Origin of the sequence: Wansuia hejianensis, assembly GCF_014337215.1 — a bacterium.
Lineage (GTDB): Bacteria > Bacillota > Clostridia > Lachnospirales > Lachnospiraceae > Scatomonas > Scatomonas hejianensis.
Genome location: NZ_CP060635.1, coordinates 2596366 through 2613066 on the forward strand (window position 1 = coordinate 2596366; position 16701 = coordinate 2613066).

15 protein-coding genes are annotated in these 16701 nt (G+C 48.6%); 1 reads left to right on the forward strand and 14 read right to left on the reverse strand.

What is annotated here, in order from left to right:
- Nucleotides 1-9: 9 nt before the first annotated feature.
- The 9 genes from H9Q79_RS12115 to H9Q79_RS12155 form a co-directional block, all read right to left on the reverse strand.
- A complete protein-coding gene (locus H9Q79_RS12115) occupies nt 10-1974 on the reverse strand; it encodes an oxidoreductase (protein ID WP_249328378.1) in 1965 nt (654 codons plus the stop codon).
- Between the two features lie 131 nt (nt 1975-2105).
- A complete protein-coding gene (locus H9Q79_RS12120; protein ID WP_249328379.1) occupies nt 2106-3020 on the reverse strand; it encodes a sugar phosphate isomerase/epimerase family protein in 915 nt (304 codons plus the stop codon).
- 12 nt (nt 3021-3032) lie between these two features.
- Complete coding sequence (locus H9Q79_RS12125; protein WP_118645067.1) at nt 3033-4064, reverse strand: Gfo/Idh/MocA family protein; 1032 nt, start codon at nt 4062-4064, stop codon at nt 3033-3035.
- 17 nt (nt 4065-4081) lie between these two features.
- A complete protein-coding gene (locus H9Q79_RS12130; RefSeq protein WP_118645064.1) occupies nt 4082-4921 on the reverse strand; it encodes a sugar phosphate isomerase/epimerase family protein in 840 nt (279 codons plus the stop codon).
- Nucleotides 4922-4939: 18 nt separating this feature from the next.
- A complete protein-coding gene (locus H9Q79_RS12135; RefSeq protein ID WP_118645061.1) occupies nt 4940-5383 on the reverse strand; it encodes a VOC family protein in 444 nt (147 codons plus the stop codon).
- Nucleotides 5384-5389: 6 nt separating this feature from the next.
- Nucleotides 5390-6352 carry an ABC transporter permease gene (locus H9Q79_RS12140; protein ID WP_118645058.1) on the reverse strand — a complete coding sequence of 321 codons (963 nt, stop codon included), beginning with the start codon at nt 6350-6352 and terminating at the stop codon, nt 5390-5392.
- The gene (locus tag H9Q79_RS12145; RefSeq protein WP_118645055.1) at nt 6336-7832 is read right to left on the reverse strand and encodes a sugar ABC transporter ATP-binding protein; all 1497 of its coding nucleotides are present in this window, start codon (nt 7830-7832) and stop codon (nt 6336-6338) included. The genes H9Q79_RS12140 and H9Q79_RS12145 overlap by 17 nt, the downstream gene beginning before the upstream one ends.
- A 13-nt stretch (nt 7833-7845) precedes the next feature.
- Nucleotides 7846-9075 carry a substrate-binding domain-containing protein gene (locus H9Q79_RS12150; protein WP_118645052.1) on the reverse strand — a complete coding sequence of 410 codons (1230 nt, stop codon included), beginning with the start codon at nt 9073-9075 and terminating at the stop codon, nt 7846-7848.
- Nucleotides 9076-9128: 53 nt separating this feature from the next.
- Complete coding sequence (locus tag H9Q79_RS12155) at nt 9129-10160, reverse strand: zinc-binding dehydrogenase (RefSeq protein WP_118645287.1); 1032 nt, start codon at nt 10158-10160, stop codon at nt 9129-9131.
- Between the two features lie 454 nt (nt 10161-10614).
- Between H9Q79_RS12155 and H9Q79_RS12160 the strand changes: the two genes are divergently transcribed.
- Nucleotides 10615-11625 (forward strand): LacI family DNA-binding transcriptional regulator, encoded by a 1011-nt coding sequence (locus H9Q79_RS12160; protein WP_147371444.1) that lies wholly within the window; start codon nt 10615-10617, stop codon nt 11623-11625.
- A 142-nt stretch (nt 11626-11767) separates the two neighbouring features.
- Here H9Q79_RS12160 and H9Q79_RS12165 read toward each other — a convergent pair whose 3' ends face one another.
- From H9Q79_RS12165 to H9Q79_RS12185, 5 genes are all read right to left on the reverse strand, one after another.
- Nucleotides 11768-12259, reverse strand: a complete 492-nt coding sequence (locus H9Q79_RS12165; RefSeq protein WP_118645046.1) for a nucleotidyltransferase domain-containing protein — start codon at nt 12257-12259, stop codon at nt 11768-11770.
- 133 nt (nt 12260-12392) lie between these two features.
- Nucleotides 12393-13352 (reverse strand): nucleoside hydrolase, encoded by a 960-nt coding sequence (locus tag H9Q79_RS12170; protein WP_118645043.1) that lies wholly within the window; start codon nt 13350-13352, stop codon nt 12393-12395.
- A gap of 48 nt (nt 13353-13400) precedes the next feature.
- Entirely contained in the window at nt 13401-14381 is a 981-nt protein-coding gene (locus H9Q79_RS12175; protein ID WP_118645040.1) for an ABC transporter permease, read from the reverse strand.
- 30 nt (nt 14382-14411) lie between these two features.
- Nucleotides 14412-15650, reverse strand: coding sequence for a sugar ABC transporter substrate-binding protein (locus H9Q79_RS12180; RefSeq protein WP_249328380.1), 1239 nt, complete (start codon nt 15648-15650; stop codon nt 14412-14414).
- A gap of 90 nt (nt 15651-15740) precedes the next feature.
- On the reverse strand, nt 15741-16691 hold the full coding sequence (locus H9Q79_RS12185; RefSeq protein ID WP_249328381.1) for an ABC transporter permease: 951 nt from the start codon (nt 16689-16691) through the stop codon (nt 15741-15743).
- Between the last annotated feature and the right edge of the window lie 10 nt (nt 16692-16701).

Consider the following 16701-nt stretch of genomic DNA (forward strand, 5'->3'; position numbering starts at 1 on the left):
CTTCTCCTTTCAAAGTTTCCGTCCCAATTCCTCTGCCTCAAAAATAATCCGCAGGACCGTACCCGGAGCCGCCGCATCTCCTACACAGTAAGTTTCAAATTCTCCGCTTTTTTTCAGTTCCTTATACAGCTCATTATCCGATCGGCTGGCCTGAGCCACGACCAGAGTATCCAGATCCTTCAGCGAGAATTCTTCACCGTTAAAAATATTTTCAAACACCGCCGTCCTGCCTTCCACACGCACGAGACGGCTGCTGGTATAAGTTTTCGCACCCCTTCTCGCCAGACGGCGGTTCAGGTTCTCTCTGCAGGTTTCCTCTATATCTGATCCCGCAAACAAACGCGAGGTTACGATGCTGACCTGCGCTCCCATCACTGAAATATAGTCCGCAACCCCCATGGCCTGCCAGTATCCGATATCATCGATTACCACAGCCTTTTCACCGACTCTTTCCGGATGCTCTATCACCTCCCTCGGGTTCAGCAGCGCTGCCCCGCAGCCGGAACCTAGATCCGGCAGGGTGGGGACAGATCCGGTAGCGGTCACCACGACGTCCGGCTGTTTCTCCCGGATCAGATCCATCCCGACTGGGCAGTTATAATAAACGGGAACTCCCATTCTCTGCAGCTGCACCCGCAGATAGCGGTATATTTCCCCCATCTCCGCCCTCATCGGGATCTTTTCCGCCAGCAGCATCTGGCCTCCGGCCTGCGGCCCTTTCTCATAAACGCTGACCTGATGGCCTCTTCTGGCCGCAATTTCAGCCGTTTTCAGACCGGCGATGCCGGCGCCTGCCACCAGTATCTTCTTTTTCTGACCGGTTTTTGTCAAAGTGCCGATCCCCAGCCTTTTCTCTCTTCCCGCCGCAGGATTATGTACGCACACCACGCCTTCCTGTGTGGTAACCATCCCGCAGCCCTCCGAACAGGCCACACAATGGCGGATATCATCCAGTCGTCCCTCCAGGGCTTTATTGGGGGTTTCAGGATCGCAGATCAGCTGCCTGCACATCCCGATCATATCCGCATTTCGATCTGCCAGAATCCCTTCTGCCTGCACAGGGTCATTAATCCTTCCGAAGGCCACCACCGGAATTTTCACGGCTTTTTTCAGCTCTGCAGCCATATATACTCCAAATCCCATGGGAATATAATTGTTCGGAATTTCAAAGTTGTAATTGCTGAAACACCCCGCATCGCTGTTAATGTAAGTAACGCCAGCCTCTTCCAGCGCTCTGGCCACCTGGATTCCATAATCCCAGCTATAGCCCCACTCTGTAAATTCATCCATGCACAGCCTGATCCCGATGGGATATCCCGGCCCTGCCTCACGTCGGATGGCGTCGATGATCTCCAGCGGAAAACGCATCCGGTTTTCAAAGCTTCCTCCATACTGGTCTGTCCGCCGGTTCAGATAGGGAGAAATAAACGTCCTCAGCAGTCCGTCATGGGCAATTTTCAGCTCCATACCGTCAAATCCCCACTCCTTTTCATAAACCGCCGCCTGCACGTAATATTTTTTTATTTCCTCCATCTCCTCAATTTCCAGTTCCTTCGTGTTTACATAGCAGTGCGGCCCCGGCATCTGCGTCGGGGCGTACAGCAGCGGAGGCCGCTGCATGCAGGAAGTATGGCCGCAGTGGTTAAACTGACCGAAAACTTTACCTCCATATCTGTGGATTTCATCGCACATCCAGCGAAAGACCTTTTCATTTCTGGCGTCATGGGCATTCACCATCGTCCGTCCCATCTGACCGGTCGGCGAAACGCTCTGTGTGACGCACACCAGGCCGGCCCCGCCTCTGGCACGCTCTATGTAATGCATGGCCAGCCGCTCCGAAGCGAGGCCGTCTTCCTGATATCCGTGATTGTTGCCGTAATTTGTCCAATGTGCCAAAAAGATGATTCTGTTTTTTAATGTGACATCTCCCAATTGTATCGGTGAAAACAAATGGGTGAATTGTTCGCTTTGCATCGTTCCGACCTCCCTGTTTTTTTCTGTTCTTTATGGATGAGGCACCTGAAAAGCGACAGCTTATACTAAGTCTGATCTTCCAGGTGCCCTGTTTCATTCTATTCTCTTCATTAAAATCCTTTTATTTTCTGTCAGATCACAAAATTCCTGAGATATCTCGTGGTCAGGCGGACCGCGTTTTTGGCGTCTTCCACCGACCCCTCAAAGGCTTTATCTTCTATTTCCATACAGGCGCAGCCGTCATAGCCGATATCTGTCAGCGCGGATACATATTTTCCCCATTCCACATCCCCAAGCCCGGGAATTTTGGGACTCATATATTCCAGCGGCGTCGCCATAATGCCCACATCTTTTAATTTCTCCGGGTATACCTTAATATCCTTAAAATGCACATGAAAAATTTTATCTTTGAACTCATAGAGCGGTTTGATATAATCAATCTGCTGCCATACAAAATGCGAAGGATCGTAATTCAGACCCAGATTTTTGCTGTCAATTAATTTAAATATTTTACGCCAGTTGGACGGCGACGTCATGACATTCTGCCCGCCCGGCCATTCGTCATCGGTAAACAGCATCGGACAGTTTTCAATGGCAATCCGGACATTTTTGCTCTCCGCGTGCTCCAGAATCGGTTTCCACACACTTTCCGCTTCTTTCAGATTCTCTTCCACATTTTTATATGGAATTCTTCCGATGAAACTGGTCACTGTTTGCACTCCCAGCATGGCGGCCCCGTCGATCACCTTCAGCAGATGATCGATATATATTTTTCTCTTTTCCTGATCCGGTTCGAGAGTATTGGGATAATAAGCCAGGGCTGATATTTCAATTCCCCGCTCTGCGCAGTATGTTTGTATATAATCTGCTTTTTCCCGATCTAAATTTGCCACGTCTATGTGGCTCACGCCGGCGTACCTGCGTTCCGCTTTCCCGGTCGGCCAGCATGCGACCTCAACACATTCCAGGCCAAGCTCAGCGATAAAATCAATCATTTCCTCAAATGACAGCTCTCCCAGAATCGCACTTATTACTCCGAGTTTCACTCTTATTCCTCCCTACCTGACCCGCACACACTGCCCTGATTTCGAGGATTCCAGCGCCGCGAATACAGCTTTCATGGCGCTCAGGGCATCTTCCCCCGAAATCTCCGGTTCCTGTTTTCTGACCAGACACTCGACCCACAGATCAATGATTCCTGATTTCGTCTGATTTTCGTTCGTCTGAATCTGATCCACCTCATAATACACTCTGTCACCATCCCGCTTTTCTACCACTATGGAGTATTTCGGGTCATCATAAATACGCATGACTCCATCAGTACCATACAGGATCGTAGAATTGTCCTCCGGCCCGTAACAGGTCCAGCTGGCAGTCATTGTGCCAACCGTTCCGCGATCCATCTTATAGATACAGATCGCGTTATCATCCACCCCGATCAGCTGTCCGCTGCTGTCTCTCTTATCCAGAGTGGTTATCACCGCCGATACCTCCGACACCTTTTGCCCGGTCAGGAACTGAATCAGGTCTGTTTTGTGAATGCCCAGATCAGCCATGGCGCCAAAGGCTGATTTGTTTTTATCAAAAAACCACATATTATTCCGGTCGATTGCCCAGTTTTCCGGCCCGCTGTGGGCAAAGCTGGTCTTAAAAGTCAGAATATTTCCTATTTCTCCTTTTTCGAGCAGTTTTTTTGCCATGCGGTGCGCTTTTGCCAGCCGTTGATTATGCCCTATCATCAGATACTTTCCACAGGCTCTGGCCGTTTCCACCATCGCGTTGCACTGGTCCAGAGTCACAGCCATTGGCTTTTCGCACAGAACATGTTTACCCGCTTTCAAAGCCGCAATGGTAATCTCCGCGTGAGCGTCATTCGCCACACATACGCTAACCGCTTCAATTTCGGGATTTTCCAGCAATTCTTCGTACGAAGAATAGGACCTGGCCCCATATTTCTCTGCAATTTCTTTCGCCCTCTCCGGATTCAGGTCATAAACTCCGTCAATCTGAGCTTCCTCATTATCCGCATATTCAGGCAAATGGCGAACCTGGGCAATTTTTCCGCATCCAATTACACCTACATGAATCATGTTTTCCTCCCCGCCGGTTATTTCAGTTGCGCTTCTATCGCTTTCAGATTTTCCAGAGACTGACGCGCCACAACATCCGGATGACAATCCCTGGTGGGGAATCCGTTCTCCATGGTCACATATCCGTCATAGCCGATATCCTTCAGGGCCTGCATGATATCCAGGAAATCGCAGCCGTTGGTGCCCGGGGCTTTTCTGTCGTAGTCAGCCATGTGGATGTGTTTCAGATTTTTTCCCATCTGGTATACATAGTCTGAAGGCACTTCATTCCGGTATAAAGCGTGTGTTGTATCAAACATCAGTTTCACATTTTCTTTTCCGATATCTTCCATCATATTGATCGCATCTTCACAGCTCTCAACCAGGTTGCTGTCCGTGGCCGTCGGCTCCAGCATCAGTGTCACTCCGCTTTTGGCGGCGTAGTCCGCCACTTCACTCAGGCCTTCCATCGCCCATTTCCAGGCATCTCTTTCTCTCGTTCCGTAAATATACCAGCCGCAGACGCACAGCAAAGTCCTGCAGTCATCCATTTCCAGCCCCATATCCATACAGTCTTTCCAATACTGTTTGGTCCATTCCCGTTCTGCCGGGTTTGCAGACGCGATGTTTCCTCCCGGGCCGCCTCCCGGCGCCGGCAGAATGGATGAAATCCGGATGCCATACTCTTTTAACAGCTCTCTGACTCTTTTTCTTTCCTCTTTCCCGGTAAAATACGGCCATGCCTGCGGCTGCGCGCAGCCCAGCTCCAGTCCGTCATAGCCGATTCTGGCCAGGCGCCTGATCACTTCCTCAAGGGGGTATGAGGGAACCCAGCAGGGAAAATGGCTGTATGCCCATGTATTAAACGCATATTTCATAACTTGTTCTCCTTTTCTTTATTTATTTTTCAGCGGAAACTCCATCAGCTCTATCAGATTCTCTTCCGGATCCCTGACAAAAAACAGCCTCATGGAACCATCCTCGCTGGTACACGGTTCACTGACAGTTTCACATCCTTTTGCTTTCACCCGGCGGTATGCTTCGTCCACATCGTCTACCTCATAGGCAAAATGTCTCAGGCCCGCGTTCTGAAGGCAGTTATTTTTCTGCGGCTTTACTTCGTGATTAAAGTCCTGCAGCAGTTCAATCATAAAGCCTTCCGGGGAGACATACTTCACAATCCGGTAATGCATGTCGTCTCTCCCCTGTACCGTATCCAGGAACTTTCCTTCCATCTCATCATCATAGACCTTCTGCAGTCCAAGGACCTCTTCATAAAAGGCCGCACACTTTTCCATATCCGTGACACAGATACCGATATGATTCGTTGCCTTTATCATATTTCTCTATTCCCTTCTCTTTCTTCCCAGCTCACTCAACGCGACGGCAATAATAATGATCACGCCCTGCATCAGTGTCTGCTGGGCGACGCCCAGACCTCCTATTACGAGTCCGTTGTTGATCATCATGATCAGCACGGAACCAACCACGGCACCAATCGCTGAACCGGTTCCTCCGCTCATCGCGGTACCTCCCAGCACAACCGCGGCAATGACGTTCATTTCCACACCGCTTCCAAAGTCCCATCTGGCCGCCTGGGTTCTCCCAGCATACAGCGCTCCGGCCAGAGCGGCCAGCATTCCCTGTGATATAAACGCTGTCATGGTGACGCGCTTTACATTCACGCCTGCATATCTGGCCGCCGTTGTATTTCCGCCGGAAGCCAGCACCTTCCTCCCGAAGGAAGTATAGCTCAGCACTATGTGCCCAAGGATCATGGCAGCCACGGCCCAGAACAGCAGAATGGGGATCACACCGCCCACCTGTCCGGATCCGAACCAGTACAGGAACGTCTTATTCGTGATAGGGATCGCCTTGGTTCCTGTCATCCACATGGCAATACCTGTCAGCACGCTCTGCGTGCCCAGCGTCGTCAGAAATGCCGGCATGTGGAGGCGGGTAACGCAGAACCCGTTGCAGATTCCCACTACCGCCCCAAAGGCCAGAGCCGCGACAAGCGCAAGGAGAATATTTCCTGTGCTCCTTAAAACCAGCCCGATCATCAGAGACGATACGGCTACCACGGAGCTGATAGACAAATCAATATGTCCCAGGCCGATAATAAATACCATTCCTATGGCCATCACAGCAATCGCGCCGGACTGGCGCACTACATTCAGCAGGTTTGTCACAGAAAAGAATGACCCTCCAAGCCAAATACCAAAAATCACAATACAGAGAACAAATATGATATAAACCACATATTTGCTGATATCAAATTTTATTTTTTTCTCACTGCTGGATTGCATATTCCAATATCTCCTCACCTGTAATACTTTCCCGTGTATATTCTTCCGTCAGCGTGCCGTCGCAATACACAATAATCCGGTCACATACTGCCAGAAGCTCTGACATCTCTGACGAAATGAACAAGACTCCATTGCCGTTGGACGCGTATTCGCGGACAATTTCAATCACTTCGCCCTTAGCCCCTATGTCGACGCCGGCCGTAGGCTCGTCCATGATCAACAGTCTGGGAACTGTTTTCAGCCACTTGGCAATGACAATTTTCTGCTGATTGCCGCCGGAAAGGCTGACCATCGGCACATTCACGCCGGCCGTTTTCACGCTGAAATCCCGCACACATTCCTCCGAGAATTTTCTGGCCTTCCTGTTGCTGGAAAGCCACCTTCTTTTTATTTTTTCCAGGTTGGTCAGGCACAGATTCTGTTCCAGGGAATGAGACAGCACCAACCCTTCTCTTCTTCGGTCTTCCGGAATTAATGCAATTTTGTTCTTTACCGCGTCGTGAATGGAATGAATATGGATCTCCTTTCCATTCATAAAAAACCGGCCGGAATGGTATTTCCGTATTCCAAAAATCGCTTCCGCCGTTTCCGTTCTTCCACTGCCCAGCAGCCCGGCAATTCCCAGCACTTCTCCCTGTTTGATGGAAAAATTCACACCCTTCACCAGTTCTCCAACAGTAAGATTTTCCACCCGGAACAATTCCGGGTTGTCTGTAATCGGGGTCTTGTGGGGACGATAGACCAGGTCCCCGCTTTCCCCTGAGGTAATCTGAGCGATCACTTCATTCATCGTTATAGACCCAATTTCTGTTGTCAGGACCATCTCTCCGTCCCTGAGGACGGAGATCCGGTCGGCGATCTGGAAGATTTCTTTCATACGGTGAGAAATGTAGATAAATGAAATTCCCTTTTTCTTCAGTTCATTCACACGCTGAAACAGTACTTTCGTTTCCCGGTCTGTCAGTGATGCTGTAGGCTCATCCAAAATCAAAACCGAGGCGTCGCTCGATAACGCCTTCGCGATTTCGATCAGCTGGCAGGTTCCAACCGGCAGATTTGCTATCAAATCGTCAGGCCTGGCTTCTATCTGAAGCTCTTCTAAAATTTCTGCCGTTTTTGCCCGCATGGTCTTCTTGTCCAGAAGACCTCCTTTTTTCAACTCGTTGGTCAAAAATATGTTTTCCATCACACTAAGCGTAGAGCACAGGCTCAATTCCTGGAAAATCATCCGGATCCCGTATTTCCAGGCATCCCGGATACTCTGGTATTCTACTTCCTGTCCCTCTACGCGCACAATGCCGCTGTCTTTACTGTAGACTCCGTTCATAATCTTCATCAGAGTCGATTTGCCGGCGCCATTGCCTCCCACAAGGGCGTGCACTTCCCCTCTTTTCAAAAGGAAATTTACATTTTTCAGAACTGGGCTGCCCCCAAAGGCTTTGCATATATTTTCCATTGAGACAACACAATTAGCATCCATAAACATTTACCTCTTATTTGTTCTCTTCCCACGCCGCCTTGATGTCGTCAGGTGCCTCAATATTAAAGCAGATTTTATAGGCGTCCAGCACGTTCTCATAACATACCGGCTGAGAGGATGAAACCAGATAGGTGGGAACATCCAGGCCCAGGAGCGCCCGCGCACAGGCATATGCTTCAATCTTTCCGGTTTCTACCGCTTTCGGGCAGCCGGTTCCCACATACATGTCACGGCTGGCGATCATATATGCGGATTCGTCACCGAGATCTACGCCGGTAACAACCAGATCGTTGCGTCCAATAGCCCTGGCAGATGTAATCACGTCGGAAGCCGGGATATCCCAGGAAGCATAGACGCCATCCACATCCGGATTTGCCGCGAACAGACCGTCCGCTACCGTGCCCACTTCGTCAATGCTGGTAAAGCCGGCCTCTGCTACAATTTCAATATTGGGATAATTTGCAATTGTCTCGCGGAACGCTCTGTCTCTCTCATTTGTGGTAAAGAAATCCGCGTCATAATATACCATCGCGACTTTTCCCTCATAGTTCAAAGCTTCTGCCAGAAGCATCGCCGCGTATTTTCCATTTCCATAGGAATCGGAGTTGGTGACGCAGACATAATCTTTACCGGCTTCGAAATCAGAAGACGCGTTTTCCATGAATACGATGGGAATTCCCGCGTCAATATACTGCTGATATGCGGCCTTGGTCACTTCTACATCATAGGGCATGCTGAGCAGAAGGTCCGGATTCAGAGATAAAGCATTTTCCAGGTCGTTCACCTCTTTATTGGCGTCTGACTGCGCGTCGGTTGTACAGACAGCTTCAATATTCAGTTCTTTAAATACGTCCAGCGTTGCCTGAAGCTTGCTCTGATTCACCTGGTTGTCCAGCTGATGATAGCAGATTGCGACTTTATAATTTCCTGCTTTCACCTGTTCAACCTCTTCATCTGTGAGCATAACATCATCCAAACCGGCCGGAACGCTGCCATCCGGACCTACATCACCCCAAACAACATCATTATTCAGGTCAATTTTCTCATACTCCCCGGCCGCTGACGAAGCGGAGGAAGAGGCTGTGGATTCGCTCTTTGACTCAGTTGATTTCGAGGCAGAAGAAGCCGCAGACGATGAGGTACCTCCTCCGGACGTGCTTCCCGATGTAGCTGTGTCCCCACAGGCTGCCAGCGCCGCCGGCATGGCCAGACATAACAGTAATGCGATCAGTTTCTTTTTCATAAGATCCCTCCTTAAAATATTATATAAATTTATTGTTCACCCTGTAATCACTCTCAATCGTCCCAGACAAAAACGACTTTCTGAACCTTGCCGGAATCAAACAGCCGGAAGGCCGTCTCCGCTTCTGAAATGGGATATGTATTGGAACAGATTTTCTTCAGTTCAATCGGCTTATTCACGATAAATTCAGCCAGCTCTTCCCAGTCGCTGCGGTTAAAATACCAGCAGCCTTTCAGATCTATCATCTTACGCAGGAATTGATTGCTCGGGTCTATCGTGGCACTGTTGCACTCGGCAATCTGGCCGACAATGCCTTTTGCCTTTACACAGTCCAGCGCGGAATTCAGCGCTGCGTTATTGCCCGCCGTCACGATTGAAGCGTCAGCTCCCAATCCATTGGTAATGGAACGGATCTGCGCCACGGCGTCTCCCTTGGCAGGGTTTAACACATAGTCCGCGCCGATTTCCGAAGCCAGGGCCAGCCGCTTTTCATCCGTATCGACAGCGATAACTCTGGCGCCAAACCCTTTGGCCATCAATATGCCGCCGCTTCCCATGGGGCCGCAGCCAAAAATCGCGACGGTCTTCGTTCCGTTCAGTTCCAGTTTCTTACAGGCTGTATATAATGTTCCCCCGACATCCGTAGCCAAAGCGCCCGTAATAAAATCCATCTCATCAGGCATCAGCAGACAATTCTCTTCCGGTATCGTCATGTAATCGGCATGCGCTCCGTTAACGGCAAATCCGATACATCTAAAGTCCCTGCACACCATGACGTCGCCCTTCAGACAGTCCGGACACGTACCGCAGCCAAGTCCGAGATAAATCGCGACGCGGTCCCCTTCTTTTACCCTGGTGACTCCCTCTCCGAGCTTTTCCACAATTCCGCAGGGCTCATGTCCCGGCGTAATATAACAGGCTGATTCATCTTCGTCAAAAATCTGAGTTCCGTGATAGCGGTGCAAATCACTTCTGCAAAGGGCTGACGCCTTCATTCGGATCAATACTTCGCCTTTCCCCGGTTCAGGAATCGGTTCTTCCACAACCTCTACCGTTTCTAATTTTGGTAATTTTGCAGCTAACATTTTCTCTCCTTTCTGCCTTATGGAACAGTGAAAGCTGTTCCCCCGCCCCGTCAGGGGCATAAGTTACGGGATCCCCCGCAGGTAATCCCTTTCGGTTCACATTTCAATTGCAAAATGTAATCGATTACATTTTATTATAATTTGTTTTCTCGTTTTGTCAATAAAATCTCCTCTTTTTACAAGTATTTCAGCGGATTATACAATATTTTTCTCTTTTTTTGTATCTAATTACCAGAGTTTAAAAATGTAATCGTTGCTAATTTAGCTATTTTGTATCTAATTTTTAAGCATTTTATTGACATTCTCCATTTTTTCTTCTATAGTTAAGTTAAATTTCATCTTCTGATTCGACAGCATCGATATACACATATTTCAGGCATTTGCCTTCTTCAAACGCATTGTCTTTTGTATACCGTTGTGCAGCGATTCAAATAAACATAAAGGAGAGAAGCAGTTGGCTACAATTAAAGAAGTTGCAGAACTGGCACATGTGTCTGTTGCCACTGTATCCAGAGTGCTGAATGGCTCCCCTTCCGTCAGTCCCAAGTCCACAGCGAAGGTTATTAACGCGATTCATAAATTAAATTATGCCCCCAATCTGACTGCCAGAAACCTGCGGCGCAACGAAAGCCGTTCGATTCTGGTCTTTATTCCGCGTCTGAGCAATCCCTATTATTACAGCATTCTGGAAGGGATCAGCGGCACGGCCAGACAGCTGGATTACAGCGCGTACATCTGCAATCTGGAGCACGATCCACAGCAGGAAGAGATTTTGCTGCACACAATTCAGAACAGGCGGGCGGACGGCATTATATTCCTTTTCTGCAATCAGGACGATATCTGGCTGAAAAAATATATTGGAACCTTTCCCATGATTTTCTGTTCTGAATATGTAGAGTCTCTGGATGCCCCCTATGTGGGCATCAATAATTTTCAGGCCGCTTATGACGCCGTCCAGCACCTGATCGCGGACGGTCACCAGAAGATCGGCATGATCACCAACCAGAATGGTTTTATATCAACAACGCAGCGTTATCAGGGCTTCTGTCAGGCTTTAAATGACAACAACCTGTTATTCCGCAGGGATTATATTGTCTACGCCTCCACCGATTACTCCTTTGAGAGCGGAACAGAGGCGGCCAAGAAGCTTTTAACTTTACCCGATCCCCCAACGGCCATATTCTGCATTTCCGACCGTCTGGCTTTGGGCGCGCTGTCGGCAGCCAGCGAACTGGGCATCTCCATTCCTGAGCAGCTTTCTGTCTGGGGATTTGATGATCTGGAGTTCGTTCATATGTTTCACCCGCATCTGTCCACGGTTTCGCAGCCCTGTTATGAGATCGGCAAAACCGCCATGCTCCACCTGCACCAGAGCATGACCGGCAACGCCTCCTTTGAAACTCATACGATCCTGCCCCACCGCCTGATTGAGCGGGAATCTTCCGGCGTTTACGGGGGCAAATAAAGAGGCTGTCACAAAGTATATAATTCCCACAAGACATACATTCAGTGAATGACTTCAACGTCAATGTCCTGTATGAAAAATATACTTTGTGACAGCCCCTGTATGGAAACCCGTTTCCGGAATCAATCCGTACCGATATTCCCTACTCTGATATGCTTTCAAGGACAGAAATATCATGCCTGTCTTTATCTCTTAACTCATAACCTGAGTGAAAAATTTTCTGCCCTTTTAAAGATATGCACGGGATTGCCTTTCCATCAAAAACAACCTGATCAAAATAATCTCTTTCAAATTCATACCATCCGCCTTCCAAATCAGCCTGTTTTGAAGTACCGTCCTCATTCAGAACAAACGGGTGGATGTCTAAATAGCCATAATCATCACTATATAACTCTATTCTGACGGGCCTCCAGTCCGTATCTGTTTCATATCCATAGTTCAGAAGTATACCTAATAATTTTTCTGTGTGCTGAGCGTCAAAATCTATGTCAATATCTCTGTGAATTCTCGTTTGCCTGCCAGCCAGTATATCAACTCCCCATCCGCCGTCCACCCAATATAGTATTCCTGAATTGTCCAGCAGATTGATGACTGCCTTCAAATCTTCTTCTGTTGTTATTTCTTTTCTGCCCATCCGGTTTCTCCTTTGCAACTCATAATTTATCCGCTTCTTACAGAACAATTATAGCATTCAGCCAAAACAAAAAGCAATGCTCTAAGACTTTACACAAAGCTCAGAGCATTGCCTTTACCGCCAAACCATTCAATTATCTTTCTGCATCGCCGTAATAATATTTCAGTTTTGCAAACATGTTTTCCAGAATCATTCTGTGATCCACATAATTATAAACACGGATCTTTCTTTCATTAGCCGGCCGCAGCAGGTAATGTCCCTCCTCATCAACACGGGGAGCCGGCATTAATTCGTAATCGTAACAATGGTCGGTCATCAGAAGACCCACAACCGGAGAATCGCCCAGCTGCCAGCTTTCGCCCCCCGGGTAGGTGGACATTCCGCCGAACAGCGGAATTTCGCAAAGCTTGGTATTAACCCGCAGCAGATTTTCATACAGATATTTTCCTATTTTTCCGCAGTGGCTGACTTTTTCATACAGCTCCTGGAAAGATACCTTCATCATGGAATATACGTTGCACGGTACCTGCCACAGCTCCACATTGGAATCAAGCACCACGTTGACCGCATTGACGTCGCCGTTCAGATTGAATTCCCAGGAGCCTTCCGGATATGCGCCGCCGCCAATCCAGATCACGAACATCTTATCAGCGATCTCCGGGTTGATCAGAAGCGCATCCGCGACATTGGAAATCGCGCCCTGCGCAACCACTGCCAGCTTCTCTCCTTCTTTCATCCCGGAAGCCTGTTCAGCTATAAATTTGCCGGCATCGGTGTTCTCCGGCGTTTTTTCATCCCGCAGATGATCCACCACGCCTTTAAAGACCGGATAGTCTTCCCTGAGGCCCATCAGCTCCAGCACATTACAGATTTCATCATAGCTCTGCTGCATGGAATCATTCCCGCCGGTTTTGGAATCCAGCAGAAGAGTATCAAAATGTTCCGCCGTAAAGCCGAGAACCTCCAGCTTTTCCGTCATAAGAAGGTGGGCGATTGCGTACTGGTCATCTCCTTCACAGTAGGCATCCGTATCACAGATCACCTTAATTTTCTTGCACTCCGGCACTTCGTATGGTGCTTTCTTAAATTTCATGTAATTACCTCCATAAGTCAGACTGATATCAGAATATCATTATAACACTCAGGTTTCCCGGGCGCCCATTTCTTTCATGTTTTTCAGGGCTCCAATTTTTTCCTCATGCTTTCTGGAATATATTTTTGCCACATTCATATAAGCCATGATCAGCAGCAGAATTGCGCCTACCACCACATTATAAATAGCGGAGGACCAGTTCAGAGCCGTGATGCCATTGCTGATAATGGACATCAGAACAGACCCCACAAAAATACTGAACACTATATTTATATACTGGGCCATCACAAAGCCAATGAAGACGCTCATGATCGGCTGCATGATGTTCTGAATGCTGTCCAGCCCCACAGACGGCGTAACACCGCTGCCATGGCTCAGCTGCACAATAGCCGTAACCCCCGCGAACATGCTGCTCAGAAACAGCGATCTGATCTTGGTTTTTTCCACACTGATGCCATTATTATGGGATATACTCTCGGAGCCGGCCACCGCGTTGACATTCGCTCCGTACACGCTCCTGTCAGACAGAATGTACATGACCGCTCCAGTCAGCAGAAAAACAATAATATTGCCGGGTGCACGGCCCAGGAACGTATATTCATAGGGGATCGTCAGGGCAGCCGAATTGGTAATCAGTCCGCCGCAGGCGCCCAGCAGATACACCAGGGCAATGGTGAGAATCATAATCGGAATCCGCATAATGCGGTAGAGAACTCCTTTCACAATTCCGCATACAAATGCCGACAGCAGACAGCCGGCAATAATTCCGGCAAACCCGATTTTCGCGCACAGCAATGCCGCAACTATGCTGTCCAGAATCATTTCCGCTCCGAGCGCCAGATCAAACTCTCCCATCTTTGCCAGATACTGCATGCCCCATGCGATCATACAGGTAATAAACGACTGAGTAAATATGATATAAACCGTATTTACTTTCCCAAATGATCCGGGCCTCAGTATCAGAAAAAACAGGTACAGGGCCACCGGCACCATAACTACCACTATTGAATTAATAATTTTTTTGCTCATAAAATCTTCTCCCCGGCAGCCGGATTTCTATCATCCCGCGTTGTGGCGCGTCATGACATCCTCAACGCTGTAAGAAGCGATGATCTCCAGCAGATCGTCATAGGTAAATTCACCGTTGATCTTTCTGGACATCTGCGCATACTCATCAGCCGTATAAGGAAGCTCAGCATACAGATACGCATCATAATTCTTGGCATCATCAGCGGACTGAAGAACCAGGAATTCGTCTTTAACAGAAACCGCCTCATCCGTCAGCGGAGTTCCCTGAAGCTTATTAACTGCCAGAACCGCCAGCCATGCGCAGCCCGTGAAATGTCCGCCGATCACCCCATTTACATAACCCTTTTCAAAATACTCCGTCTGATTCTCATTGAAATCAATACAGGACACTTTGACCTTATCAGTCAGTCCCAGATTCTGCAGCGCCTGAATAACGCCCGGCAGACAGGTCTGTGTCATGCCGGCAATAACAATGCCATCCAGCTCCGAATAGGAAGAGACCATGGATTCCACGGAAGAAGCCGCATCATCAGATGTATTGGTGTTTACACGGTCTTCCACAAGAATCTCCATTCCAAACTCTTCACAGGCCTTCTGAATACCATTATCACGTTTTGTAGTGGTAGTACGTCCGGTGGGAAGCCCAAACATACCGATATGAGAAGCCCCGGCTTCACTTAAGGTTTTCATTGCGGTGTACGCGCTCCATACATCATCCTCGTAGATGTTTCCGAGGAAATAATCTGATCTGTAGCACACGTCATGGGTCTCCTCGTTGGTCAGATCATACCAGTAAAATCCAAAATACACTTCTGCTTCTTCACAGATTTTCGCAATCCGGGGAATTGAATCATCCGAATAGGGCAGACAGAATACCGCCTGACATCCGTTTGCAATCAGATTCTCAATATTTGTGATTTCCTTTTCCAAATCCTGATCATCGGTAGCCACTACCAGCTCCGCGCCCATGCCGTCACAGGCCGCCTGCATATTATTCACCATTGGGCCGGCGGTCGCATCTGTCGTAGAATAAATGCTCAGTCCCAGTTTAATATCTCCGGCTGTTTCCGACGACGCGGAACTGCCGCCGGAATCCGCGCCGGATGCTCCGGATTCCGTGCCGCCCGCGGCCGAAGAAGTGCCGGCCGATGAGCCTGCGTTTCCTGAATCAGATGAACCTGCGGATGATCCGCCGCAGCCAGCCATTCCGAGTACCATTGATGCGGCCACCAAAATAGCCGCTGCTGCTTTTGCTCCTTTTCTTCTCATTTCTTTTTTCCTCCTTAATGAATGAAACATGTGGTTATTTATAGCTTCGGGCCTTCCAGTAACTGTGAACCCGGCTATTTTATAGTTTTGCTACGCCAGCTTCTTTCCGGAATTCAGTTTATTTCTTATGGTAAAAGTCGTCGCCAGAACAAAAATGAAAATAACTCCTTTGGTAATCAGCTGAGGATAAGTGCCCAGCCCCAGCAAAACCATCCCATTATTCAATATCCCCAGAATCAGCACCCCGATCACAGAACTTCTGAATTTGGAATCCGCACCCCCATTGATGGACATTCCTCCCAGAATCAAAGCAATAACCGTATCAAATTCCACCATATTTCCCGTATTGTACATGGCCGCTCCGGTGCGTATAACAGTGAAGAAGCCTGCCAGTCCTGCCGTTATTCCCATAAACACATATCCAATTATCTTTACTTCCGCAATATTCACTCCTGACTGAATGGCTGACGCTTCCCCGGCTCCCGCCGCCTTACACTTTTTTCCATAGCTGTGAAACCGGAAGAACAGCCAGGCCGTGAAAAGAAAGGCAATACAGACGCCGGCCTTCAGGCCGATATGATCCAGGTCGTACATACCCGCAGCAATTCCAAGGGTACCTGACTTACAGACAATCAAAAGCAGACCTCTCAGAATAAATTGCATGGCGAGCGTCGCAATCATTGCATTAATTCCCAGCACGCCGTGCAAAAAGCCGTTAACCGCTCCTATCAGAAGGCCGACTCCCAGGGCGGCAAGCAAAGCCAGCGGGATACTTGTTTTAGATACCAGCGCGGCCACAGCGCCAGCCATGCCTATAGCGGCTCCGACAGACATATCCAGACAATTCTGCGCCAGAAGAAATACCGCAGCTCCGCCCACTAAAAGTAATGAAAACGACTGTTCAAAAATCTTACGGCAATTAGCAAGCGTCAACGTGCGGCCGCCGCTCAAAACCACAAAGCCCACAAATACAACCGCCAGGCTGATGAAGGGAAAGATATTAATAAACAGTTCCATTCCTTTTCCATTGTTCTTTTTCATATCTTTATCT

What these genes read in the sequence shown, in the direction of transcription:
- H9Q79_RS12180 (WP_249328380.1), bottom strand. Translation starts at nt 15,650, where the DNA reads ATGAGAAGAAAAGGAGCAAAAGCAGCAGCGGCTATTTTGGTGGCCGCA.
- H9Q79_RS12155 (WP_118645287.1), bottom strand. Translation starts at nt 10,160, where the DNA reads ATGTTAGCTGCAAAATTACCAAAATTAGAAACGGTAGAGGTTGTGGAA.
- H9Q79_RS12115 (WP_249328378.1), bottom strand. Translation starts at nt 1,974, where the DNA reads ATGCAAAGCGAACAATTCACCCATTTGTTTTCACCGATACAATTGGGA.
- H9Q79_RS12185 (WP_249328381.1), bottom strand. Translation starts at nt 16,691, where the DNA reads ATGAAAAAGAACAATGGAAAAGGAATGGAACTGTTTATTAATATCTTT.
- H9Q79_RS12125 (WP_118645067.1), bottom strand. Translation starts at nt 4,064, where the DNA reads ATGATTCATGTAGGTGTAATTGGATGCGGAAAAATTGCCCAGGTTCGC.
- H9Q79_RS12135 (WP_118645061.1), bottom strand. Translation starts at nt 5,383, where the DNA reads ATGATAAAGGCAACGAATCATATCGGTATCTGTGTCACGGATATGGAA.
- H9Q79_RS12165 (WP_118645046.1), bottom strand. Translation starts at nt 12,259, where the DNA reads ATGGGCAGAAAAGAAATAACAACAGAAGAAGATTTGAAGGCAGTCATC.
- H9Q79_RS12175 (WP_118645040.1), bottom strand. Translation starts at nt 14,381, where the DNA reads ATGAGCAAAAAAATTATTAATTCAATAGTGGTAGTTATGGTGCCGGTG.
- H9Q79_RS12170 (WP_118645043.1), bottom strand. Translation starts at nt 13,352, where the DNA reads ATGAAATTTAAGAAAGCACCATACGAAGTGCCGGAGTGCAAGAAAATT.
- H9Q79_RS12145 (WP_118645055.1), bottom strand. Translation starts at nt 7,832, where the DNA reads ATGGATGCTAATTGTGTTGTCTCAATGGAAAATATATGCAAAGCCTTT.
- H9Q79_RS12140 (WP_118645058.1), bottom strand. Translation starts at nt 6,352, where the DNA reads ATGCAATCCAGCAGTGAGAAAAAAATAAAATTTGATATCAGCAAATAT.
- H9Q79_RS12130 (WP_118645064.1), bottom strand. Translation starts at nt 4,921, where the DNA reads ATGAAATATGCGTTTAATACATGGGCATACAGCCATTTTCCCTGCTGG.
- H9Q79_RS12150 (WP_118645052.1), bottom strand. Translation starts at nt 9,075, where the DNA reads ATGAAAAAGAAACTGATCGCATTACTGTTATGTCTGGCCATGCCGGCG.